Raw genomic sequence first — 21,812 nt, 5'->3', positions numbered from 1 at the left:
AGAATGAAAGCTGTACAAATTACAAAACCACATGAAATGATTTCTTTAGAGGTAGAAAAACCAGAGATCAAAAATCCAGATGATGTTCTTGTAAAGGTAAAGCGTGTAGGAATTTGCGGTTCTGATATGCATATTTTTCATGGAACAAATCCTTTAGCTACCTATCCACGCGTAGTTGGCCATGAAGTAGCTGGAGAAGTTGTTGCTGTGGGTGAAAACGTATCATTGCTAAAGGCCGGAGATCATGTAGTAGTTGAACCTATTAGTTATTGCGGCGAATGCTATGCCTGCCGAAAAGGACGTCCGAATGTTTGTGAGAAGCTTTCAGTTTTCGGTGTACATGAAGATGGCGGCATGCGCGAATTTTTCGTTCTGCCAGAAAATCAGCTTCATGCCCTTGACCCATCATTAGATTGGGATGAAATTGTACTTGCTGAACCATACACCATTGGTGCTCAGGCAAACTGGCGAGGAAATGTAGACAAAGGTGATACCGTTCTTATCCAAGGTGCTGGTCCGATTGGAATTTGTGTTTTAAAAATGGCAAAGCATGCAGGTGCGAAGGTAATGGTATCTGATCTTAAAGATGAGCGTTTAGCTTTTGCCAAGGAAAATGGCGCAGATTGGGTAATAAATCCGGGGAATGAATCTGTTGAAGAGAAGGTAATGGAATATACCAATGGCGAGGGGGCAAATGTTGTAATTGATGCAGTCTGTCTTCCACAAACGTTTGAATTAGGTCCAAAGGTTACCTCTATTGCAGGAACAGTTGTCTGCTTAGGGTTTGATGAGCGTCCAGCATCTATTTCACAGCTTCCTATTACTAAAAAAGAAATAACAATTGTTGGTTCCCGCTTACAGACAAACCAATTTAAGAAAGTTGTACAATTATTAAACGATAATAAATTGCAATCAAATGGGTTAATTACGCATAAGTTCCCAATTGAACAAGTACAAGAGGCTTTCAAATTTGTCGAAGAAAATCAGGACATTGTCAGAAAAGCATTAATTATTTTTGAATAAAAGGTATTTGTGTCTTGATGCGGGTGCAGATGCAACTGGGCAGTAATTCAGCATAAGCTTATCGATACTTCGGGAAGATGCTGTTATTAAACATTATCACAAGTAAATAGAAGTCGTAAATAAAAGTAAGGTGAATTCTATGAATATGACATTTCGCTGGTATGGTAGAGGCAACGACACGGTTACCCTTGATCAAATTAAGCAAATACCAAGTGTAAAAGGTATTGTGTGGGCACTACATGAAAAGCCTGTTGGTGATGTATGGATGAAAGAAGAAATTAAGGAAGAGGTTGAATATATCCAGTCTTATGGATTCCATGCAGAGGTTGTAGAAAGTGTAAATATTCATGAGTCTATTAAATTGGGCAATCATGAGCGTAATCAATATATAGAAAATTATAAGCAGACAATCCGTCATTTAGGAGAATTTGGTGTAAAAGTTATCTGCTATAATTTTATGCCTGTCTTTGACTGGATCCGGACAGACCTGTATCATCCGCTTCCAGATGGATCGACAGCCTTATTTTATGAAAAGCAAAAATTAGACTCTATCGGACCAAATGAGTTGATTGATATTTTTTCGTCTGCCTCAACAATGACACTTCCAGGTTGGGAGCCAGAGAAATTGGGACGAATTCAGGAATTGTTTGAAGCTTACAAAGAGATTGATGAAGAAAAGCTTTGGGAGAACCTTGGCTATTTCTTAAATGAAGTTTTACCAGTTTGTGAGGAAGCTGGAATACAAATGGCGATTCATCCTGATGACCCGCCATGGTCACTTTTCGGCCTTCCTAGGATTCTGACAAGTGAGGAAGGGCTAAAAAGATTATTAACCATTTCTGATTCACCTGCTAACGGGATTACCTTTTGTACTGGTTCATTAGGATCTAATCCTAGGAATGATATGGAAGCGATCGCTTGCAAGTTTGCGAATAGGTCACCGTTCGCCCACATCCGCAATGTAAAAATATATGAAAACGGAGATTTTATTGAGACATCCCATCTTACATCAGATGGTTCGATCAACCTTATCGGTGTGGTAAAGTCTCTGGCTGAACAAAATTATTCAGGCTATGTCAGACCAGATCACGGCCGCCATATTTGGAAGGAACAATGCCGTCCAGGCTACGGGCTTTATGATCGTGCCCTTGGTATCATGTATTTGAACGGTCTCTGGGATGCTTTTACATCTATAAACAAGGAGGGTTAAGGATGCTTCCTATTCATGAAAATTTATCTGGAAAAGTAGCTGTCGTTACTGGAGGAAGCGGTGTGTTGTGCTCTGAAATGTGCCGTGAGCTTGCTCGTCAGGGGGTAAAGGTTGCTATTTTAAATAGGACAGTTGAAAAAGGTGAAGAAGTCGCCGAAGAAATTCGCTCAAAAGGCGGAACAGCTGTTGCTTTTGCAGCAAACGTGCTTGATAAGGCTTCTTTAGAAAATGTTCGCGAAGAAATCATCAAAGAGTTTGGATATGTAGATATTTTAATTAATGGCGCAGGGGGAAACCATCCTGATGCCATTACAGCACCTGAAACATATGGCGAAGAAATTGAGGGGAAGACCTTCTTTGACCTAGATGAAAAAGGTTTTTCACAGGTTTTTGCAACAAACTTCACTGGATCATTTATAGCAAGCCAAGTATTTGGAGAAAGCCTACTTGAACAGAATTCACCCGTGATTATTAATATTTCATCCATGAGCGCTTATTCGCCAATGACAAAAGTGCCAGCGTATAGCGCAGCAAAAGCGTCTATTAATAACTTTACCATGTGGATGGCTACCCATTTTGGTGAAACAGGACTAAGGGTAAATGCGATTGCTCCTGGCTTTTTCTTAACGAAACAAAATCGTAATTTATTATTAAACGAAGATGGATCACTTACAACTAGATCAAATAAAATTTTGACACATACTCCGATGAAACGATTTGGGACACCTGAAGATCTTCTCGGTACACTCATTTGGCTAGTGGACGAGTCATGTTCAGGCTTTGTTACGGGAATTACGGTGCCTGTTGATGGTGGATTTATGGCATATTCGGGTGTGTAAGACTTTAGTTTAATTAACATTAAATCTTAAATTAGCCTTTTTAGGCTAATTTATTTTTTTGTGCGCCCCGAATGGGCTATTACTTGGACGGAGGGGTAGGTTAGCGTAGGTCCAGTGACCCAGTTTCATTTTACCAAGACCCAGAACTCAATCCCGATTTTTTTAGAATAAAAAACACTTTTCTATGCATTCTATTAAGGAAAACGAGTTCACAGTTATGTATCAAAAGTCTAACCCAAGGTTCAAGTGACCAGATGTATCAGTAAGGAGATAACAAATAGGTAAGCCTAAATCATTTCGTGATTTGGGCTTTTCTTTAGATTTTGCCTCCGGGGCTATTTTTAAATCATGTACAATGGAAAGGATGTGAGTTTTTCTTTGAAGGACAAAGAGATTGTAATTGAAGAACTTAATACATTATTAAGAGGAACATACATGGGGATTCGTGCTTTTGAACACCATATTCAGAATCTGGATGAGCCAGAATTAAAGCGAAAATTTCAAGAGATTCAACAGGAAACAAAGATGAATGCGCAAGAGCTTGCAGAACGTATACAAAATTTAAATGGTGTACCTGCGGACAGTGAAGGGGTAACAGGTACGATGCATGGTTTTATGCATAAAGTTATGCTTCCAGATCAACCAAAAGAAATTTTAAAGGATGCTTTAAAAGGATTAGAAAAATATGGTGTTGAATATTCAGAGGAGCTTGTTAAGGGTGACCTTGATCCGGAAAGTAAAAAGGTTGCGGAAGATGTAATCGATACAAGTCGTCGGCATGCGGACGAGATTAGACATTTATTAGAGGAAATCTAAACGAAAACACACTTATAAAAAGTGTGTTTTTTGAATGAAAAAGACAGTCTACTCAAAGACTGTCTCACTGCATTACTGCTTCAATTGTTTCAATTCATCGATACTATCTTGAACAAGAGTTACGGCTTGACTCATAGCTGCTCCGCCGCCAAATGCCGCAGTCACACCGATGGCTTCAAGGATTTCGTCCTCAGAACAACCTTGATCTAAACAGCCTTTTGTATGGTAGATAATGCAATATTCATCTTGTGAATATAAACTAATTCCTAAAGCAATAAGTTGTTTTTGCTTTTGTGATAAGACGCCCTCTTTAAAGCATTCTTCAGTAAACGCATTGTATAGCTCAGCTAGCTTTGGCATTTTTTTAGTAAAAGTACCTATTCCGGTTTTATAATCAAGAAGCGCAGCCTCTGTTGCATTTCTAACTTCATATTCCATAATCATGTCACCTCGTTTTTCTATTTAGCATTTTTTGCGTTAGGATCTCTGCTATTAGCTCCGTAATCTGGTACATGGCTCGCATGCTCTTCATGGTATCTTGAACCTGAGCCGACTTCGCTGTTTCGTTTGTTGTTCTTATTTTGCTTTGCCATTTTTTTTCACCTCTGTCATATTGATTTGGGACAAGGAACCTTTCCCTCTGTCCCAAAAGGAACTTATGTCCCACCGTATTGTTACCTTGATTTATGTGAAGTATTCTAGTTTTGCGTGTGGGAAGAATTTTTCCATGTACGCGTAAAGGTGTTTTTTGATATCCTCTTCTTCGTCCTTTTGATAAATATATTTTCCGATTCCGTATTTACCCCATTTGTATCTTCTTTTTTCTTCATCTAATTCTAGTTTGGTCATTGGGTAGTTTTTTTCGATTACTCGTTTTGCTGGTTTTGTAAACCGGTGTTGAATGAATTCAAAGGTTAGGTCCTTTTTTGCTTCTTCAGGTAGCTCTGCATCTAATCGTTCAAACATGTGATAGTATCCCTCTTCCCAGCCTTCATGAAGATAGATAGGCGCTACGATAAACCCAAGAGGATATCCGGCTCTCGCAACTTTGCCTGCAGCTTCAATTCGTTTGGCTAGCGGGGATGTTCCAGGCTCAAAATTTTTTACAATATAATCCGCATTCACACTAAAGCGAAATCGTGTTTTTCCATTATGCTTGGCGTCCAGCAAGTGATCGACATGATGAAATTTCGTCACAAATCGTAACTTTCCGTATTCTGATTTGCCGAAGTGTTCAATCGCTCGTTTAAGAGTGTGTGTTAAATGGTCGATTCCTACAATGTCCGATGTACAAGATGCCTCAAACCTTGTGATTTCTGGGGCACGTTCCTCCATATACTTATCAGCGGCACCAAGAATTTCATCCACATTTACATATGTACGAATATATGGTTTCGATCCCATCGTTGTTTGTAAATAGCAATAATGACAATGACCCATACACCCCGTGGCAAAGGGAATGGCGTACTCTGCTGAAGGTTTTGATGTGTCAAATTTAAGCGTTTTTCTTACTCCCACAACAAGTGTTGATTTCGCGACTCGATATTTTTGGAAATCATTATCACCTGGTAAGTTTCTAACTTGGTTGTGTGAAGTCGTATATCGGATCTCAACATCCATTTTTTCAAATTTTTCAAGGAGTTGTTTTCCTAGCGGATAATCTAACGCTTGTGGTTCAAAATAGATGAGCTTTGGATTAAACGGCTTCATTCCATTGTCCCCTCAGTTACTTCGCCATAGTAATACTGATAGGCTTGGTTTGCTTCTTCCTCAGAGGAATAAACGGCGACCTCGTCTGATAGCGGATAATACGTTTCATAAAGAAACAAGGCTAACTCATTTGGCTTCTCAGGGTGATTGACAACAGCTGCTGCCTGTATATTGGCTACATCCTGAGTATGGGGATTTCGATAAAATACATAGACAACATCTCCAGCCTGATACATTTGTTCCATGACATCACCTCTTCCATTATTAATAAAAAGCGTTAAACTCCTTATTACTCATTTTTTCAATTCGTCTTTAAAGTTATGTCTACTTGTTTATGGAAAATTGGGATCCATGTATGTTAGATCGATTTTTTGAAAATAATACCAATAGTAACTATGTTGATATGAGGTGAATAGGTGTGATTACGTTAAATTCAGTAATTGATGGGAAAAAGGCTAATTTTGGTGCTGTTCGAGATATTTTTGATTCTCACGGATGTAGTTTTTGCAGTAATTTTGAATATGATCAAGGTAAGTTTGATGCCGTGTTAAATCGGGAAAATGGAGAAACGATTTACTTACGGGTCCCTTTTTTTGTAGTGGAAGGGATGTTGGACCATTCAAGTGCTCTCATTCAATTTGGGACACCATATGTCATTAAGCATATCGTGAATTACGGGTTAGACTATGACCAAAACTCTTTTGTTACAGCAACGACTGGACTTGATCAATTCCAAACACCACTCGATAAGGACGGACAAATATCAGATAAAAGCCGGTGGGAACAAGCGGGTGTTGAAGTAGTAGAACGTATTTACAACTCCATGAGAGACTTAGTATCGTAAAAGGGACGGAGGATTGTCTAAGGGTCAAGGCCATTTCGTCCCGTTTTTTACGTTGGGTCCAAGTTATTTTAAGTAAAATGATGAGCCGTCAATGATTTCCACATCATTCCTCATTTTGATTTCTTCCATTAGATTAAAGAGTGCTGCGTCTTTTTTCTTTGCTTCAATCATGCAGTCGATTTGTGGAACACTTCCTTTGATTTCTTTTAAAAATGTAAAAAACATCTCAATGTCAACATAGTCCGAATGATGACGAAAGGCTTCCTGGCTTTTTGGACTTGAAATATGCATTTTGATCGGGAGTGGGGAATGCTTCCATGTCTGGACCACTCTGTCCCAGTGATTTTCCCAATTCGGGTTTTGATGATGGGCTAAGTGGTGGTGATAATCAAAAACGAGTGGAATATTTAATTTTTCACATAGGTAAAGTGTATCTTCCAGAGTAAAAGATGTATCATCATTCTCTAGCATAATCATGTTTTGAATCTTTGCCGGCACCTCCATCCAATTGGTTACAAACCGTTCAAGTGAGATATCGGTTTCTTTATAATTGCCCCCGACATGCATCACACAGCGATGGATCGGTTTAATCCCCATGCCTTTTAATAGGAGATAATGAAGCTTTAAGGTACGTATTGAATTTTTTAAGATTTCCACTTGCGGAGAATTGATTAGAACAAAGTGATCCGGATGGAAATCGATCCGAATGCCATGCTCTCGTGCAAAGTCCCCAATTTCATGAAGATTCTCTTTTAATGGTTTCATATAATTCCAATCAAGAAGCTCTTCATGATTGGCTAATGGGATAAGACGTGAGGTTAGCCGGTAAAAATGAATCTCAGACGCAGCATTATGCTTTAACAGCCTTAGGGTATTGTGTAGATTGGTTAAAGCAATACGTTCCAATTTCCGAATCGCTGCTTCACGGTCTTCTATTTTTTGAAATTGAGCGAATGTCATTGTTTTTGAAGGTGAAGCATTCTTTAGTTCCATACTCATTGCCACATAGCCAAGACGTACCATTGTCACCAGGGGTCACCTCACTTTTAATTCTGGGACAGTGGACCTGTCCCTTCGTCCCTACCACTCGACTGTTGAACTTGATATTCGTTTTATTCCTCTTATTGACGAGATGTCTTCCACAAGTTTGTGCATCGCAAGATTCTTTTGTTTTGCTTCAATCATGATGTCAAAGTCCTGATTGAGGTCTTTTGCCAGTTTTAAAAAAGGCATGATAAAGTCTAAGGACACAAAATCTGCATGAGAACGGTAGGCTTTATCTGATTTTGGTGATGATATATGTACTTTAGGTACAGTTGATTTGTCATCCCACGTTTGAATAATACGTTCTAAATAGAGTGTAAGATCAACACCTTCTTTGTTTGCCATATGGTGATGATAATCAAGTATCATCGGGATGTTTTCCTTTTCACAGGCAAGCAGTGTTTCCTTCACATTGTAGGTTTTATCATCATTTTCTAGTGTCATTTGTTTCTTGATTTCGTTTGGTAGTTTTTTTAGATTTTGGTGGAAGCGTTTGATCGATTTTTCTTTATCTCCATAGGCACCGCCAATATGTATATTTAGGATTCCTTTTTCAAGAGCATTTAGTGCTTTCAGCATTTTGTAATGGAATTCCATGTCGATTACTGCATTGGTCGTGACTTCATCCCTTGGACTTGTGAAAAGGGTGAACTGATTCGGGTGAAAGCTAACCCTCATTTGATATTGATTGATGAGTTGTGCAAGCTCGTCCCATTCTTTTTTAAAAGGGGTTATGAAGTCCCACATCACTTCAGGATGGGTGGCTAAAGGGACGAGTGAACTTGAAAGCCGATAGACCTCAATTTCATGTGCAATATTATAATGGAGAATCCTTTTTGTGTGATGTAAATTTTGTTCCGTCACGAATGTAAGCTTTTCCATCCGTTCATCCTTAGGAAGTGCAGCATACCTTGTAAATGTTAATGATTTTGATGGACTTGCATCCCACAAGCCTAATGCATTAGCAACATAACCAAAACGAATTTTCATTTTAACCCTCTTTAGGAACGGTTTCCCCGCCTTATTTTTTGGGACATTGTGCCTGTCCTCTGACCCATAGTTTTGTTATATTTAATGTAAGGAGAATATGCTGTTATTATACAGATTTTTTATGGGGAGATGATGGGGATCGATAGGTACTTCAGGATTATAGTAGTGGTGGCTTTGGTGGGGAGTTTAGTTTTGAATTTTACGTTATTATCAAAGATGGATCATTTAGAGGAACAGGTGAGGGTTATTTCTGGTTCACAACAAGATATTTCATTTCGAATCGATGATCAAGTGAGTCAAGTGTACACTGCGTTAGAAGATTTTAAAAATGAACAAAGTTGGATGAGTCAGGTAAGCATGGAGATTGATAACAAAGGATTTAATAAGGATGAAGCGATTGCGCTTTTTAATTGGCAGGTGAAGGAGCTTCAGAAAGATGCAAAGGTTGAGTATCATTATTCGTTTGATGAAAATGAGGAATTTACATCAGTTTCTGCCAAGGAACTTCAGAACGGTCTTTTTCAGGTAAAGGTCCCATTTACATTTGAAAAAGAGCCACAATGGCAGGTTGGTCTCATTACTTCAGATTCCTATCACAGTGAAGAAGCTTCTGAAAAAGAAGCAATCGAACAGCTTCAAGACACCATTAATTTTTATGTAACTGTTTCTTATGATGATTTAGTGAAAAGCAGTGAAATCCAACAAGAATTTTTAGGGGATTTGAAGTCCAACTATTATGGAGTTATCCAGACCGATGTTCATGTTTTTAAATCAAAATTAGATATTACGTTAATCAATTATTTAATGGACGGGGAATCGAAGTACGTGGAAAAAGCAACCCTTCTAAAATATAAAGGAACTACTCTCATCGGGGAAGAAGAGCTTCAACGGGTTAAAGAAAACTCCCCAGACTCCGCGGAGCGTTTCTTCCATCTCAATCAAGTCGACAAATACGAAAATATCAGACTAGTGATGAAAGTCGAATACAACAACGGCGACACATTTGAAAAAGAGATTTATTGAACCAGAGGGACGGTTCTACTGGCTCCTTTTGGAGATTTTAGGGAATTTCAAAAGGTCACCACGGGAACGGGAGTGTGGGATAGCACCAATTTGAGAAATGAATTGCACTCGCGTGGTCTCGATGGAGCCACAAGAACCGTCCCTGCGGTCCCGCCCACTTAAACAATCAAGAAAACGATAATAGATAGTGCTATAGAGGTTAATGTCATGGCTACAAGAGGCCGAAATGCTTTTGTCCGTAATTCTTTTATGTTAACATTCAACCCAAGTCCGACCATCGCTGCTGTTAACAGCCAAGTTGTTAATGAAAAGAGTCCATCCATTACAGAATCCGGTACAGAAATTGAATGGCCGAATACATAGCTTCCTAGGATACTAAATAGAATAAATCCTATTAGAAACCAAGGGAATTCAATTTTCGAGCCTGCAGTATTTCTATTTTTATATTTCATGATACCGATTAATATAAAGCATAATGGTATTAATAAAAAGACACGACCTAATTTAGCAAGCATACCGATTGCGATTGCATCGTTTCCAGCTGGGGCTGTTGCTAATGCTACATGAGCAACTTCGTGGAGACTAGTTCCTGACCACACCCCATATTGAAGAGCGTCTAACGGTAAGAATGGGCGAAGAATGATATAAATGATAGAAAATACAGTTCCCACTAATGCTATGATACCGACACTAATTGCTGTATCTTCATCTTTTGATTTTACAATTGGGGCAACTGCAGCAATGGCTGCGGCACCACAAACTCCAGTTCCAACTCCTAATAATAAAGAAATCTTTTTATCAGCTTTAAATAATTTCGCAAGTCCGATCGTAGTTAAAATAGCAAAAATAATAACTCCGGCATCACGAAGTAAGAGCCAGAATCCATCCTGTAATACAATCGCAATGTTTAATTTTAATCCATATAAAATAATCGCTGCCCGCAGTAAATGTTTTGACGAAAAGGCAATTCCGGATCTTATAGCTTTGGGATAGCCAAAGAATTGTCGATACACAACTGCGATGATAATTGCGCATGCTAATTGTCCGACATGATTAAATCCGGGTAACAATGCCAATAGATATCCAGAAAGGGCAATAAGAAATGTAAAAGCAATCCCGGCGCTCCAAGAAGTCTTGGTACCAAATTTATTATGGATTTTTTCCCTTGTGTTTAGTTTAGGTAACCCCATTACAAACACCTCCTACTTTTACTTTAAGGGGAATCAAAGTATAAGGAAAATAATTATATGTAATGCTTACAATAAGTGAAATGTTATAATAGGACAAAGGAGGAATAGAAGGATGGATCAGCAGTTAGAGGTTTTTCTTTCAGTTGTGGATAACAAGAATTTCTCACGAGCAGCAAATGAGTTACATATGACCCAACCCGCAGTAAGTCAATATATCCGAACATTAGAAGAAAAACTGGGAGTCAGACTTTTAGACCGAACCAACAATATGTACGTGTGACCAAAGCAGGCGAGGTTGTTTACCATCATGCGAAGGAAATTGTCGGCTTATATACTAAAATGGGGAGCCTGCTTGATGACCTAACAAATCAAGTAAGAGGACCGCTCTCGATTGGGGCAAGCTATACATTTGGTGAATATGTGCTTCCCCATTTAATGGCAAGGATGAAAAATCAATACCCCGACATCCAGCCCTCTGTGACAATTGGAAATACTGTAAAAATCGCAGAACTAGTGAAAAGTCATCAAATAGATATTGGGATTATTGAGGGTGAGTTAAAAAAAGAAAAACAAATGGAAATCCGAGATTTTGCCGAGGACCATATGGTAATCATTGCATCATTAAACCATCCATTGGTACGAAAAAATGGAGAAGTAACCATAACTGACCTTGTAGACGAAGCATGGATACTGCGAGAAGAAGGCTCTGGCACTCGGGAAGCAAGCGAAAGTGTTTTTAAGCAAATGCATATTTCTCCAAAAAACATCATGACTTTCGGAAGTACACAGGCAATAAAGGAAGCCGTTGAGGCAGGTCTAGGAATCAGCATATTGTCTCAGCTTGCTGTTCAAAAGGAAATACAACATGGGACATTAAAAATCGTGGAGCTTCCCGGACTACCGTACATAAGGAAATTCTCATTCATTACAAATTCCCCATTCCAAACCAAAGCACTCCAAGAATTTATTACACTTCTAGGAACCAGAGGGACGGTTCCACTGGCCCCTTTGGGGATTCATGAAAATAAAAATTAAAAGGGTATCGCCAGAAAAAAACGGGTTGCTCGCCAATTTGCGAAAGGAATCAGAATCGCTTGGTCTCGATGTGCAACCACCGGGAGCCACAAGAACCGTCCCTGTGGCCCGTGGTCCCTTTGGAAGGAGAGGAAATTGTTATGCCTTTAGAGATTGTTCGGAACGATATTACACAGATGAAGGTGGATGCGGTTGTGAATGCCGCGAACACGGAGTTGAAGATGGGTGGCGGGGTGTGTGGAGCGATTTTTCGGGCTGCAGGCGCTGAAGAACTCCAAGCGGCATGTGATGAAATTGGTAGCTGTGCGGTTGGAGATGCAGTAATCACGGATGCTTTTAACCTCTCTTCAAAATACATCATACATACTCCCGGTCCGATTTGGCAGGGTGGTACTAAGAATGAAGCTAAACTGTTACAATCCTCTTATTTTCATTCATTAGAGCTTGCTAACTTCCATAAATGTGAATCCATTGCCTTTCCGCTCATTTCAACTGGAATCTATGGGTTTCCAAAAGAGGAAGCCCTACAAATTGCCGTTTCTACGATTAGCTCTTTTTTAATGGAGCACGATATGGTTATCTATCTGGTTGTATTTGATAAAGCATCCTTTGGAGTCAGTAAGAAGTTGTTTACCTCGATTCATCAGTATATAGACGAACATTACGTAGATGAATTTGAATCGACATTCAGGCGCGTTCGAAACATTGAACTTAATCATGCTGAACCTATACTGGACGCCCAGGAAGAACTGTACAAAATTGAAGATAACCAACAAGTCAAAAACAATTTAGTCGAGCTTGTCAACCAGCTAGATGAATCATTTTCTGATAGACTTCTCCGGTTAATCGATGAAAGAGGAATGACCGATGTAGAGACCTATAAAAGAGCAAATATTGACCGTCGTTTGTTTTCAAAAATCCGCAATGAAGCGGGGTACACTCCTAAAAAGAAAACGGCAATCGCTTTTGCAATTGCCTTACAATTAAATGTCGATGAAACGATTCATTTATTGTCTGCCGCAGGATACACACTAACCCATAGCAGCAAATTTGATGTCATCATAAAATATTTCATTGACCAAGAAAATTACAATATCCATGAAATCAATGAAGCTTTATTTATGTTCGACCAACCATTATTAGGCGCTTAAAAAATGTCGCTTTTGAAGCGACCCATACTCTTTTAAATCTTGTTATCCTAATCTTGTAAATAAAACCCGGACGGAGGATAACAAGATGAATACAGAATTAGTGTTTATTTTAGATAAAAGTGGGTCAATGGCTGGGCTTGAAGCTGACACGATTGGTGGCTTTAATTCAATGCTCAAAAAACAAAAGAAGGTAGAAGGGGAAGCCCGTATTACCACAGTTTTATTCAATCACCATTATGAGATTTTGCATGATCGCATCAATGTAAAAGGGATTTCGCCCATTACTGAAGAAGATTATGAGGTTAGTGGAACGACTGCCTTATTAGATGCAATCGGTTTTACGATTCAAAAAATAAACAATGTCCAAAAACATACTAGTAAAGCTGAACGAGCTGAAAAAGTGATGTTTGTGATTACAACAGACGGATTGGAAAATGCAAGTCGTGAATTTTCAGCAGCAAAAATTAAAAAGATGGTACAACATCAAAAAGAGAAATACGGTTGGGAATTCATGTTTCTAGGAGCAAATATTGATGCCGTTTCAACTGCTGCCGAATTTGGTATAGATGAAGACTTCGCCGTGGATTACCACGCTGACGAAGAAGGCACCCAATTGAATTATCAAATGGTCAGTGAGGCTGTCACCAATTTGCGCAGTGGAAAGAAAATTGACCGAAGCTGGAAGGAAGAAATCGAGCAGGACTATAATCGACGATCAAAATAATAGCAGGAGGGTTTTATGGAAATTGTAAAAGCCACCGTTAAAGATATACGAGTAATTGTGAGTTTAGCATTGCAGTTATGGCCAGAGAATGATGAAAGTGTATTTACAAAGGAGTTTACCGAATTAATTCATGATGAAAAAGCTGTAATCTTCCTAGCAAAAGAAAAAGAAGAGAATGAAGCCATTGGTTTTGCCCAGTGTCAGCTACGTGTAGACTATGTTGAAGGAACTGAAAGTAGTCCAGTAGGATACCTTGAAGGGATTTTTGTAAGAGAAGAGTACAGGAGAAAAGGTGTTGCTAAACAGCTTTTATCCTCTTGCGAAAAGTGGGCGAAAAGTAAGGGATGTTTAGAATTTGCAAGCGATGTTGAACTTGAGAATGACGAAAGTTTGAAATTTCATTTAAAAAATGGATTTCAAGAGGCGAATCGAATTATTTGTTTAACTAAAAAACTCTAAAAAATAGGCCTGTCCTCCTTAACTAGAATAAGGGGACAGGCGCATCTAGTTACTGTTTTTGTTTCCAGATTTGCATCGGATCTTCTTGCCCTTCGACCAATTTCATTTGGGTCATTTGAAGAGTACGATCGTCTCGGTTCTTTTTTAGTTCATGATAAATAAACGTAGATTTCCCTAAACCTACGGCTGCTGCATCCTCAATAGACTGGCAAAAATATAGCTTATCAATTCCTGCAAAATACATGGCGGTCAAACACATGGAGCATGGCTCGCCACTGGCATACATCGTATAGCCCGATAATTCATTTGTTTCACATTTTTCCTGTGCTCTTCGAATGGCAAGCATTTCGGCATGACCGCTGACATCATGTTTTTTATGCAATTCATTTACACCTTCAGAAACAATCTGGTTGTCTTTTACAAGGACAGCACCAAATGGTTGCCCGCCTTCATTTACATTTTGTAAAGCTAATTCAACCGCTCTCTTCATGAATGAATCCATTCTCATCTCTCCAAGTCCTTTTCATTCTATTGTAATAGATCATGTCTTATTTACAAGGACTTTGATTGTGCGGTCGGCATACCTGACAAAGAGATAGCCAAGGTAGAAGGTGAGAAAGCTTGCTAGCGAATCGAGCACCGTATGCTCAGCTTGTACAACACCGATATATTTCAGCACGATATCATAAGCGATATAACCAACCATGATAAAAAGAAACCAGCGATACCTTGCATTCACGATACTTAAATAGGCAAGAATGATAGCAAAAATAAGACCAGTAATCGTAGTAATCGCCGAACTACCAGTTTGTAATTGCTCGATCCATTCTACATGGTAGGTTCTCATTTTAAAAACAGCATGGTGCAAGAAATGGCTGGGGATAAAAATCCCGTAAAACGATAAAAGTAACGAACCGAAGTGAATCCACTTCTTACTTAAATGATTCCACCATAATCTTGCTACTGGAAAGTAAATCATCAGGCCAATTGTTGTATACCCAGGTTTCCACCAATAGGTTTCAAAAATCCCCCATTTTGTAAAAATGAGTTCAATAAGTGTGAAAAATAGGGCCAACGGAATGCTCCAGTACCACTTGCACCTCATCATGACAAATAAAACAGCAAACGAAGGAAGAACAAGACCATTTACCATTGCACCTAAATGTGAATCTAATTCCTTATCTAACAAATCAAGTTTATAAACGTAAGCGTCAGCCCAAAGATAGACAAAGTAATCGAATAAAAGGGTAACCCCTGTAACGGTAAAATACAGAATAAAGATTCGGAACGACCGAATTTTCCAATATGAAAGACATAAAACGACTATTCCTACTATCATTAAAATTAAATAAGCCCACGCGCCAAGACTCAATCAAATATACCTCCATTTTATTTATAGGTATTTTCGCCTATTTTTGGTCGTTCAATACTTATCTAAAACGAAAGAGACCATATAATGACGTATTTTATGCTAAGATTAAAAATGGATACATAATACTAAAAAGTAAGAATATGGGGAATTGTTAGGGAGGAAGTTATGAAAACCTGGATCTGGATTATTGTTTTTGTGATTCTAATAGGTGCCACGACTGGACTTGTGTTTAGTGTATATAAAATGTTTGACAGTGATGGTGGTCAAAAAAATGTCTCTTCGTCAAAGCAAGCTTCTAATAAAGTGGATGAATTTAAGGAGCAAACAAAGAAAATTGGTGGGGTCACATATGACTTGAAGTTAAGTCAATCACCTGAAGAGAGTGAGGTTATTGAGGTGATGCATCATATGACCCATCAAAAGGTGAAGGCAGACAAAAAATGGGGTGCAAAACCAATGATTCCAGAAACTATCAACGAAATTTATGAGGTCGTTTCAAAAAGTGATTTTGCTAGAAAAGAAGATCTTTTGGATATTTTGAAACGCTGGAAAAATGGAGACTTCAGTCAAGCCGATAAAGACCATAATTATTTTTGGGATTATCAAAACGGAACCGTTGGAGCTGCATATGGTATTATGAGTGAAGCCGAAGAAAAAAGATTCATTTTAAATAATTTTGGAGAAGAATTTTTACCAGAATAACAAAGGATAGTTCAATGGGAACTATCCTTTTCTACTTCCCCCATTTTATCAAGAAGGGAAATCGTATCAACAAGATGGTTGTTAAAAATTTGCTTTGCCACCGAAAGAAGCTCGACAATCATAGGGTCTCTAAGAGAGTAGATGACCCGATTACCATCCTTTGTTCCATATACAATATTTTTAGCACGTAGTACAGTTAATTGCTGGGACACGGCTGACCCTTCACTGCCAATTAGTGTTTGTATCTCATTCACATTTTTATCGCCCTCAGCTAAAAGCTCTAAGATCCGAATCCGTAAAGGATGTGCGAGAGCTTTAAAAAAGTCAGCCTTGAATTTCTGCATTTCTAGATTCACTACCTTACCTCACTTTCTACATTAACTTAAGGAAACACTTCTCTTTTTGACCGCTTTTTCTTCGACACCGGAAAGAGCCTGACATTCTTTAAACGCAAAATGTCTACAGCCCAAACATTTATGGTGATTAATTTGGCTTAGTGCATAATCAATAGCATCACCGGTATGCTCAAAAAAGTTTTCCTCCCCGATTAACTCATATAAACCAGTTTTTTGAAGAACACTTTTAGGCTGTGGTTTAATTCCTGCTATCAACACAATTCCATGCTTTGAAAAATCCTTAAAAATACTAGCTAAACGCGCTTCGCCTGTTGTATCCATAAAAGGAACTCTGCTTAACCGCAAAAGTAGAACCTTTGGTCTGTAATTGATTGATTTCATAATTTGTTGTTCAAAGGCCTGAGCAGCTCCGAAAAATAACGGCCCTTCTACATTATAAATACTAATTTGTGGACAATCATGTGAATCAGTGACAATCTGAGTATCCATTTTTTCATGCTTTGTTTCCGGGTTCGGTAACGCTTTTTCTGTCACTATTATATCACTCATTCGCTTCGTAAAAAGAACTACTGCTAAAATGAGCCCAACTTCAACCGCAACGGTTAAATTCATAAACACTGTTAATAAAAATGTGACAACCAATACAAGTGAGTCTTCTGTTTTTGTTTTTAAAACATGATAAAATACGCGTCGTTCACTCATGTTCCACGCTACAAGCATAATAATCGGTGCCATACTTGCTAACGGAATTTTTGACGCATATGGAGCAAATAAAACTAAGACAAGCAGAACAACTACTCCGTGTATCACACCTGAAAAAGGTGAAACGGCCCCTGTTTTAATATTGGTTGCCGTTCTTGCAATCGCTCCAGTTGCAGGAATCCCCCCAAACAAAGGGGTTACCATATTCGCAAGACCTTGACCGACCAATTCCCGGTTCGAATTGTGCTTGCTGTTCGTCATTCCGTCAGCGACAACAGCTGAAAGAAGGGACTCAATTGCTCCTAACATCGCGATCACAAACGCTGGTTGAATAAGTTGTTTAATTCGTTCCAATGTGATGTCAGGGAAATGAAAGCTTGGTAGTTTACTAGGTATATCACCAAAGGTTGACCCGATTGTCGCTACCTGGGTTGGGTAAAAAATAGTCGCAATACCAGTTGATATCAGTAAGGCAATTAATGAACCCGGTACTTTTGGGAAGAACTTAGGGGTTAATAGGAGTACCACTAAACAAATGGTAGCAGTTAAAAGACTATAAATATTGATTTCACTAATATGCATAACAATTTCTCTCATATTATCTAAAAATAATTCATGCTTCTCAATTTGATCAAGTCCAAGAAAATTAGGTATTTGTCCGACAAAAATAATGATCGCAATACCGGTTGTAAACCCAATGGTAACTGGACGTGGAATAAATTTGATTAAAGAGCCCAGTTTGAAAACTCCCATTAAAAATAGGATAATCCCCGCCATAAAACCTGCAATTAATAGATTTTCAAATCCATAGGTTGCCACAATTCCAAACAGAATCGGAATAAAGGCACCAGTCGGTCCCCCGATTTGATATTTAGAGCCTCCAAAGAGTGAAATAAGAATACCCGCGATGATGGTCGTGTAGATCCCATATTCAGGCTTGACTCCTGAAGCAATCGCAAACGCCATCCCGAGAGGAATCGCAATAATTCCAACCACAACGCCAGAAATAAGATCCTTTTGAAAAGATTGAACCGAATACCCTTTAAATCTCCCTGAAAAAGCCGACTTTTGTAGCATTTTTATCCTTCCTTCTGAATAATAGAATATCTGATTATTTGAATATACATATATAGAATCTACTCCTATTAACTTAGAAAGTCAAAATAATTTTATGAAGATTAAAAGGGACTCCCTAGCGAAAACATGCAGTCCCAAAAATATATTATTATTTAAAAAAAGATATGTGTTGTATTAACTATGTAAACAACATGTAAACATTTTTAAATTTAACTATTGCAATATAGCATACAGATGTGTATAATAACTCAAGTATCCAGATGAAATAATTATCGACAAAAAGTTACAAAACCTCTTGCATTACATTTACAAACTTGTTATAATATTAACATAATTATTCTTTGAACTTAATAAATTAATAATGTGCGGGTGTAGTTTAATGGTAAAACCTCAGCCTTCCAAGCTGATGTCGTGAGTTCGATTCTCATCACCCGCTCCATACATATATAACGCAGTGTTTCGTTTCTTAGATAAACGAAGTGTTGCGTTTTTTCCTTTTTATACAGCCTTTTACTCCACGATAAAAGACTGTACTGACCCACCATGAACCTGCGTAAACATTGCTCCGAGTGATGTAATTAATTTCTCACAACTCTCTTTTTGTAACGAAGGCTTCAAATAGACAATCTGAATGGCATTTTTCGTTTCGACTGTCACGGCTGTTCTCTCGGAATCGACATATGGGCTGCCAAACGCTCCTGTATAATCACTGGATAATATCTTATCTTTCATCGTAATGACTCTTCCGTTTATCCCCATGTATTCATCTTCTTGTTGACCAACTCGAATTTCAATATCACCGTTGATTGTATCAGCATCATAGATTCCAATTGGAATTTCATATTGAATCGAAAAGAAATTATTAAGGTCTGCCGCGGAATGAATGGAATTTAAGAAGTTTTGCTTTTTGATCCGACGATAGATGGCTTCCACGGATGGACGGTAGCGATTTGGGTCTGTTCCGACCTTTTTAAAAATGTCTCTCCATTCAGTTATCCCTTCTACATCAGACACAGGTTTGTCCTCTAAATCAAAAAAGAGTGACTCCTGAAATGTTTGCAATCTACCACGTATCATTTGTGGAGAATCGCCCACTTCGATATGATCGTATTGAATAATTCCCACCTTGAAATTAGGGACAAATTCCTTTAATTGTGGCGAAATTCGAATTTCCATCATTTTTCCCTCCAAAAATTATTGTAAATAGTGTACCATAATTCCTAGCGCATCAATAAATAGTTCGGCTTACAAATTTGAAGAAAGGAGGTTTTTAGACGTGGATATTGTAGAGTTTCAACAAGAGTTAATCGACTATAGTAAAACGATTGGAATCGATAAAATTGGTTTTGCAAGTGCTTCCCCGTTTGAAGAGTTAAAATCACGACTATTACGGCAACAGGAGTTAGGTTACCAATCAGGATTTGAGCCAAAGGATATTGAAAAAAGAACAAATCCGGAGCTCCTCTTGCCTGGTGCAAAATCAATTATTGCAATTGCGTTGGCCTATCCGGCAAAGCTTAAGGATGCACCGAAAAGTACACGAAGCGAGCGACGCGGGATGTTTGCACGTGCCTCTTGGGGAGAGGACTACCACCATATTTTACGAGACCGACTCCAAAAGCTTGAATCGTATATTTTAGAAAAACTGCCCGATGCTAGGCTTCGATCAATGGTAGATACCGGTGAATTATCTGACCGCGCGGTAGCGGAACGGGCTGGTATTGGCTGGAGCGGAAAAAACTGTGCAATTATTACACCAGAGTTCGGTTCATATGTGTATTTAGGAGAAATGATCACGAATATCCCATTTGCACCCGATACGCCAATTGAGGACCAATGTGGTTCTTGCCGAGCATGTCTTGATGCATGTCCGACGGGAGCTTTAGTGCAGGGGGGACAAATAAATGCACAACGATGTGTCAGCTTTTTAACGCAAACAAAGGACTTTTTACCAGATGAATTCAGAACGAAAATTGGGAACAGACTGTATGGATGTGATTCCTGTCAGACAGCTTGTCCGAAAAACAAAGGAATCGACTTTCATTTCCATGAAGAAATGGAGCCAAATCCAGAGGTTGTGAAACCATTGTTAAAGCCGATTTTATCGATTAGCAATCGGGATTTTAAAGAAACGTTTGGAGAGCTATCTGGTTCTTGGAGAGGCAAGAAGCCCATTCAGCGGAACGCCATTATTGCTCTTGCTCATTTTAAGGATAGCAGTGCGATTCCTGAGTTGAAGCAAGTGCTAAAGGAGGATCCCAGACCCGTGCTACGAGGAACGGCTGCATGGGCGCTTGGAAGAATTGGCGACGAGAGTGCGATTGATATTTTAAAAGAAGCAAGTTTAAAAGAAAAGGACGAGCACGTTCTAGACGAAATCGAAAAAGGATTGAATATGTTGGGGAACTAAAAGGGTGTGATGGAGCATCCTTTTTTTTATGGGCTTTTTGAGGACTTAATTTGGAAGAGGATGCAAATTAATCTAGGGAAACACAATTAATGGAAAAAAGTCACAAAACCCGTCCGGTCACCCGGTAAACGCAACTATCAATAAGAATAAGCAATTCAACATATTAAATATTTCTACTTAAACCCCATATTCATTCATATTGTGTAATATCACAGCTTGAAGGTGGGGTTGGTTGATGAAGTCGACGCTAGTAAAGCTAATTGAGGAAAAAGCTCAATTACTCGTTGGAAATACACGAAGTGCATCTTCTGTAAATTTATCGGAGCAGGACCTTATATTTATTCAGCGAAAAAAAGAGTTGCTCGGAAAACGTTCAGCGGAAATCGTCAAATGTAAAACAAATGCACAAATTACCGGCAAAAACGAATTAGATGGAAAAACACACATCGATTATCACGTGCATTACCAATATTTAATTCGGCAAAATAAAAACCTGTACATCGAGGAGCAGTGTGAAGAAAGAAAAGCCATTTTTACCTCAAATAAATTAATAAGCGATTGTGAGGTCCCGATAGAAATAGAGACTCATTATGAAACGATGAATCGGGAAGCTTCAGTGGAAGAAGCCAGAGATTTTAAATATAACCGTCTTGCTGCGGTCCGGTACGCAGAACGGTGGTGGAATGACTACAACCCTAAATATAAAAAATTCACAGATAATTGTACGAACTTTATTTCACAATGTCTCCACGCCGGGGAAGCGCCGATGCATGGGTATCCAAATCGCAGTAAAGGCTGGTGGATGCAAAATAATAATTGGAGCTATAGCTGGTCTGTTGCAAATGCATTGAAATGGTATTTAGCTGGATCACAACGAGGTCTTCAAGCAGAGGAGGTATCGTCCCCGAAGGAGCTATTATTGGGAGATTTGATTTGCTATGACTTTGAGGGGGATGGACGATTTAATCATAATACGATTGTTGTAGCAAAGGACTATGAAGGCTATCCATTGGTCAATGCCCAGACGCAAAACAGCAGGATGAGATATTGGTCATACTACGATTCAACAGCGTATACCCCAAATATAAAATACAAGTTTTTTCATATCATTAATAACTAACTTCTCCTTTTTGGT

At 38.7% G+C, this 21,812-nt stretch carries 24 protein-coding genes, 1 tRNA gene and 1 pseudogene; 14 read left to right on the top strand and 12 right to left on the bottom strand.

All coding sequences use genetic code 11. The annotated features are described in order from the left end of the window. Window positions 1-3 precede the first annotated feature (3 nt). The 4 genes from ABC371_RS23045 (at window position 4) to ABC371_RS23030 (ending at window position 3,888) form a co-directional block, all read left to right on the top strand. The gene (locus ABC371_RS23045) at window positions 4-1,023 is read left to right on the top strand and encodes a zinc-binding alcohol dehydrogenase family protein (RefSeq protein WP_412898945.1); all 1,020 of its coding nucleotides are present in this window, start codon (window positions 4-6) and stop codon (window positions 1,021-1,023) included. Between the two features lie 139 nt (window positions 1,024-1,162). Next, complete coding sequence (gene uxuA / locus ABC371_RS23040) at window positions 1,163-2,233, top strand: mannonate dehydratase (protein WP_412898944.1); 1,071 nt, start codon at window positions 1,163-1,165, stop codon at window positions 2,231-2,233. A 2-nt stretch (window positions 2,234-2,235) separates the two neighbouring features. Next, entirely contained in the window at window positions 2,236-3,072 is an 837-nt protein-coding gene (locus ABC371_RS23035; RefSeq protein WP_412898943.1) for an SDR family oxidoreductase, read from the top strand. 378 nt (window positions 3,073-3,450) lie between these two features. Next, window positions 3,451-3,888, top strand: a complete 438-nt coding sequence (locus ABC371_RS23030; RefSeq protein WP_412898942.1) for a DUF2383 domain-containing protein — start codon at window positions 3,451-3,453, stop codon at window positions 3,886-3,888. 72 nt (window positions 3,889-3,960) lie between these two features. Here the strand turns inward: ABC371_RS23030 and ABC371_RS23025 are convergent, their stop codons facing one another. From ABC371_RS23025 to ABC371_RS23010, 4 genes are all read right to left on the bottom strand, one after another. Then, window positions 3,961-4,326, bottom strand: coding sequence for a carboxymuconolactone decarboxylase family protein (locus ABC371_RS23025; protein ID WP_412898941.1), 366 nt, complete (start codon window positions 4,324-4,326; stop codon window positions 3,961-3,963). A 20-nt stretch (window positions 4,327-4,346) separates the two neighbouring features. Then, entirely contained in the window at window positions 4,347-4,481 is a 135-nt protein-coding gene (locus ABC371_RS23020) for a hypothetical protein (protein ID WP_412898940.1), read from the bottom strand. A gap of 91 nt (window positions 4,482-4,572) precedes the next feature. Continuing rightward, window positions 4,573-5,598 (bottom strand): spore photoproduct lyase, encoded by a 1,026-nt coding sequence (splB, locus tag ABC371_RS23015; protein WP_412898939.1) that lies wholly within the window; start codon window positions 5,596-5,598, stop codon window positions 4,573-4,575. Further along, complete coding sequence (locus ABC371_RS23010; RefSeq protein ID WP_116351404.1) at window positions 5,595-5,843, bottom strand: transcriptional regulator SplA domain-containing protein; 249 nt, start codon at window positions 5,841-5,843, stop codon at window positions 5,595-5,597. Before ABC371_RS23010 ends, splB begins: the two co-directional genes overlap by 4 nt. A gap of 173 nt (window positions 5,844-6,016) precedes the next feature. On the opposite strand from ABC371_RS23010, the gene ABC371_RS23005 reads away from it, so the two are divergent. Then, window positions 6,017-6,442: a YugN family protein gene (locus tag ABC371_RS23005; protein ID WP_116351403.1), complete on the top strand. Its 426-nt coding sequence runs from the start codon at window positions 6,017-6,019 to the stop codon at window positions 6,440-6,442. A gap of 63 nt (window positions 6,443-6,505) precedes the next feature. On the opposite strand, the gene uvsE (ABC371_RS23000) is transcribed toward ABC371_RS23005, so the two are convergent. Together uvsE (ABC371_RS23000) and uvsE (ABC371_RS22995) are read right to left on the bottom strand one after the other, a co-directional pair. Continuing rightward, on the bottom strand, window positions 6,506-7,471 hold the full coding sequence (gene uvsE / locus ABC371_RS23000; RefSeq protein WP_412898938.1) for a UV DNA damage repair endonuclease UvsE: 966 nt from the start codon (window positions 7,469-7,471) through the stop codon (window positions 6,506-6,508). 51 nt (window positions 7,472-7,522) lie between these two features. Beyond that, window positions 7,523-8,476 (bottom strand): UV DNA damage repair endonuclease UvsE, encoded by a 954-nt coding sequence (uvsE, locus tag ABC371_RS22995; protein WP_412898937.1) that lies wholly within the window; start codon window positions 8,474-8,476, stop codon window positions 7,523-7,525. A 192-nt stretch (window positions 8,477-8,668) separates the two neighbouring features. Here uvsE (ABC371_RS22995) and ABC371_RS22990 point away from each other — a divergent pair, with 192 nt between their 5' ends. Then, window positions 8,669-9,499, top strand: a complete 831-nt coding sequence (locus ABC371_RS22990) for a hypothetical protein (protein ID WP_412898936.1) — start codon at window positions 8,669-8,671, stop codon at window positions 9,497-9,499. 158 nt (window positions 9,500-9,657) lie between these two features. On the opposite strand, the gene ABC371_RS22985 is transcribed toward ABC371_RS22990, so the two are convergent. Further along, entirely contained in the window at window positions 9,658-10,689 is a 1,032-nt protein-coding gene (locus ABC371_RS22985; RefSeq protein WP_412898935.1) for a YeiH family protein, read from the bottom strand. A gap of 112 nt (window positions 10,690-10,801) precedes the next feature. Between ABC371_RS22985 and ABC371_RS22980 the strand changes: the two are divergent. From ABC371_RS22980 to aac(6'), 4 genes and pseudogenes are all read left to right on the top strand, one after another. Next, window positions 10,802-11,724, top strand: a pseudogene (locus tag ABC371_RS22980) (selenium metabolism-associated LysR family transcriptional regulator). Window positions 11,725-11,864: 140 nt separating this feature from the next. Further along, window positions 11,865-12,875 (top strand): macro domain-containing protein, encoded by a 1,011-nt coding sequence (locus ABC371_RS22975; RefSeq protein WP_412898934.1) that lies wholly within the window; start codon window positions 11,865-11,867, stop codon window positions 12,873-12,875. An 85-nt stretch (window positions 12,876-12,960) separates the two neighbouring features. Next, a complete protein-coding gene (locus tag ABC371_RS22970) occupies window positions 12,961-13,599 on the top strand; it encodes a vWA domain-containing protein (RefSeq protein ID WP_412898933.1) in 639 nt (212 codons plus the stop codon). A gap of 15 nt (window positions 13,600-13,614) precedes the next feature. Then, window positions 13,615-14,058 (top strand): aminoglycoside 6'-N-acetyltransferase, encoded by a 444-nt coding sequence (gene aac(6'), locus ABC371_RS22965; protein WP_412898932.1) that lies wholly within the window; start codon window positions 13,615-13,617, stop codon window positions 14,056-14,058. A 49-nt stretch (window positions 14,059-14,107) separates the two neighbouring features. On the opposite strand, the gene ABC371_RS22960 is transcribed toward aac(6'), so the two are convergent. Then, window positions 14,108-14,560 carry a nucleoside deaminase gene (locus tag ABC371_RS22960; RefSeq protein WP_412898931.1) on the bottom strand — a complete coding sequence of 151 codons (453 nt, stop codon included), beginning with the start codon at window positions 14,558-14,560 and terminating at the stop codon, window positions 14,108-14,110. A 39-nt stretch (window positions 14,561-14,599) separates the two neighbouring features. Beyond that, window positions 14,600-15,430 (bottom strand): hypothetical protein, encoded by an 831-nt coding sequence (locus ABC371_RS22955; protein WP_412898930.1) that lies wholly within the window; start codon window positions 15,428-15,430, stop codon window positions 14,600-14,602. A 165-nt stretch (window positions 15,431-15,595) separates the two neighbouring features. Here ABC371_RS22955 and ABC371_RS22950 point away from each other — a divergent pair, with 165 nt between their 5' ends. Next, window positions 15,596-16,132: a DUF6241 domain-containing protein gene (locus ABC371_RS22950; RefSeq protein ID WP_412898929.1), complete on the top strand. Its 537-nt coding sequence runs from the start codon at window positions 15,596-15,598 to the stop codon at window positions 16,130-16,132. Between the two features lie 11 nt (window positions 16,133-16,143). Here the strand turns inward: ABC371_RS22950 and ABC371_RS22945 are convergent, their stop codons facing one another. Next, entirely contained in the window at window positions 16,144-16,488 is a 345-nt protein-coding gene (locus ABC371_RS22945) for an ArsR/SmtB family transcription factor (RefSeq protein WP_412898928.1), read from the bottom strand. 21 nt (window positions 16,489-16,509) lie between these two features. Then, entirely contained in the window at window positions 16,510-18,267 is a 1,758-nt protein-coding gene (locus tag ABC371_RS22940; protein ID WP_412898927.1) for a SulP family inorganic anion transporter, read from the bottom strand. A gap of 365 nt (window positions 18,268-18,632) precedes the next feature. On the opposite strand from ABC371_RS22940, the gene ABC371_RS22935 reads away from it, so the two are divergent. Beyond that, window positions 18,633-18,706: transfer RNA gene (locus ABC371_RS22935), tRNA-Gly, on the top strand. Between the two features lie 71 nt (window positions 18,707-18,777). On the opposite strand, the gene ABC371_RS22930 is transcribed toward ABC371_RS22935, so the two are convergent. Next, window positions 18,778-19,443 (bottom strand): B3/B4 domain-containing protein, encoded by a 666-nt coding sequence (locus tag ABC371_RS22930; RefSeq protein ID WP_412899430.1) that lies wholly within the window; start codon window positions 19,441-19,443, stop codon window positions 18,778-18,780. A gap of 100 nt (window positions 19,444-19,543) precedes the next feature. Here ABC371_RS22930 and queG point away from each other — a divergent pair, with 100 nt between their 5' ends. Both queG and ABC371_RS22920 read left to right on the top strand, forming a co-directional pair. After that, complete coding sequence (gene queG / locus ABC371_RS22925) at window positions 19,544-20,677, top strand: tRNA epoxyqueuosine(34) reductase QueG (protein ID WP_412898926.1); 1,134 nt, start codon at window positions 19,544-19,546, stop codon at window positions 20,675-20,677. Window positions 20,678-20,912: 235 nt separating this feature from the next. Continuing rightward, complete coding sequence (locus ABC371_RS22920; protein WP_412898925.1) at window positions 20,913-21,797, top strand: amidase domain-containing protein; 885 nt, start codon at window positions 20,913-20,915, stop codon at window positions 21,795-21,797. Window positions 21,798-21,812: the final 15 nt, after the last annotated feature.

Origin of the sequence: Bacillus jepli, from assembly GCF_047238305.1 — a bacterium.
In the GTDB taxonomy this organism is placed as follows: Bacteria; Bacillota; Bacilli; order Bacillales; family Bacillaceae_L; genus Ferdinandcohnia.
The sequence above is the reverse complement of the archived record's forward strand: the minus strand, read 5'-3'. Positions and strand labels throughout refer to the sequence as shown.

What these genes read in the sequence shown, in the direction of transcription:
- ABC371_RS23045 (WP_412898945.1), top strand. Translation starts at nt 4, where the DNA reads ATGAAAGCTGTACAAATTACAAAACCACATGAAATGATTTCTTTAGAG.
- uxuA (WP_412898944.1), top strand. Translation starts at nt 1,163, where the DNA reads ATGAATATGACATTTCGCTGGTATGGTAGAGGCAACGACACGGTTACC.
- ABC371_RS23035 (WP_412898943.1), top strand. Translation starts at nt 2,236, where the DNA reads ATGCTTCCTATTCATGAAAATTTATCTGGAAAAGTAGCTGTCGTTACT.
- ABC371_RS23025 (WP_412898941.1), bottom strand. Translation starts at nt 4,326, where the DNA reads ATGGAATATGAAGTTAGAAATGCAACAGAGGCTGCGCTTCTTGATTAT.
- ABC371_RS23020 (WP_412898940.1), bottom strand. Translation starts at nt 4,481, where the DNA reads ATGGCAAAGCAAAATAAGAACAACAAACGAAACAGCGAAGTCGGCTCA.
- splB (WP_412898939.1), bottom strand. Translation starts at nt 5,598, where the DNA reads ATGAAGCCGTTTAATCCAAAGCTCATCTATTTTGAACCACAAGCGTTA.
- ABC371_RS23010 (WP_116351404.1), bottom strand. Translation starts at nt 5,843, where the DNA reads ATGGAACAAATGTATCAGGCTGGAGATGTTGTCTATGTATTTTATCGA.
- uvsE (WP_412898937.1), bottom strand. Translation starts at nt 8,476, where the DNA reads ATGAAAATTCGTTTTGGTTATGTTGCTAATGCATTAGGCTTGTGGGAT.
- ABC371_RS22985 (WP_412898935.1), bottom strand. Translation starts at nt 10,689, where the DNA reads ATGGGGTTACCTAAACTAAACACAAGGGAAAAAATCCATAATAAATTT.
- ABC371_RS22975 (WP_412898934.1), top strand. Translation starts at nt 11,865, where the DNA reads ATGCCTTTAGAGATTGTTCGGAACGATATTACACAGATGAAGGTGGAT.
- ABC371_RS22970 (WP_412898933.1), top strand. Translation starts at nt 12,961, where the DNA reads ATGAATACAGAATTAGTGTTTATTTTAGATAAAAGTGGGTCAATGGCT.
- ABC371_RS22960 (WP_412898931.1), bottom strand. Translation starts at nt 14,560, where the DNA reads ATGGATTCATTCATGAAGAGAGCGGTTGAATTAGCTTTACAAAATGTA.
- ABC371_RS22950 (WP_412898929.1), top strand. Translation starts at nt 15,596, where the DNA reads ATGAAAACCTGGATCTGGATTATTGTTTTTGTGATTCTAATAGGTGCC.
- ABC371_RS22940 (WP_412898927.1), bottom strand. Translation starts at nt 18,267, where the DNA reads ATGCTACAAAAGTCGGCTTTTTCAGGGAGATTTAAAGGGTATTCGGTT.
- ABC371_RS22930 (WP_412899430.1), bottom strand. Translation starts at nt 19,443, where the DNA reads ATGGAAATTCGAATTTCGCCACAATTAAAGGAATTTGTCCCTAATTTC.
- ABC371_RS22920 (WP_412898925.1), top strand. Translation starts at nt 20,913, where the DNA reads ATGAAGTCGACGCTAGTAAAGCTAATTGAGGAAAAAGCTCAATTACTC.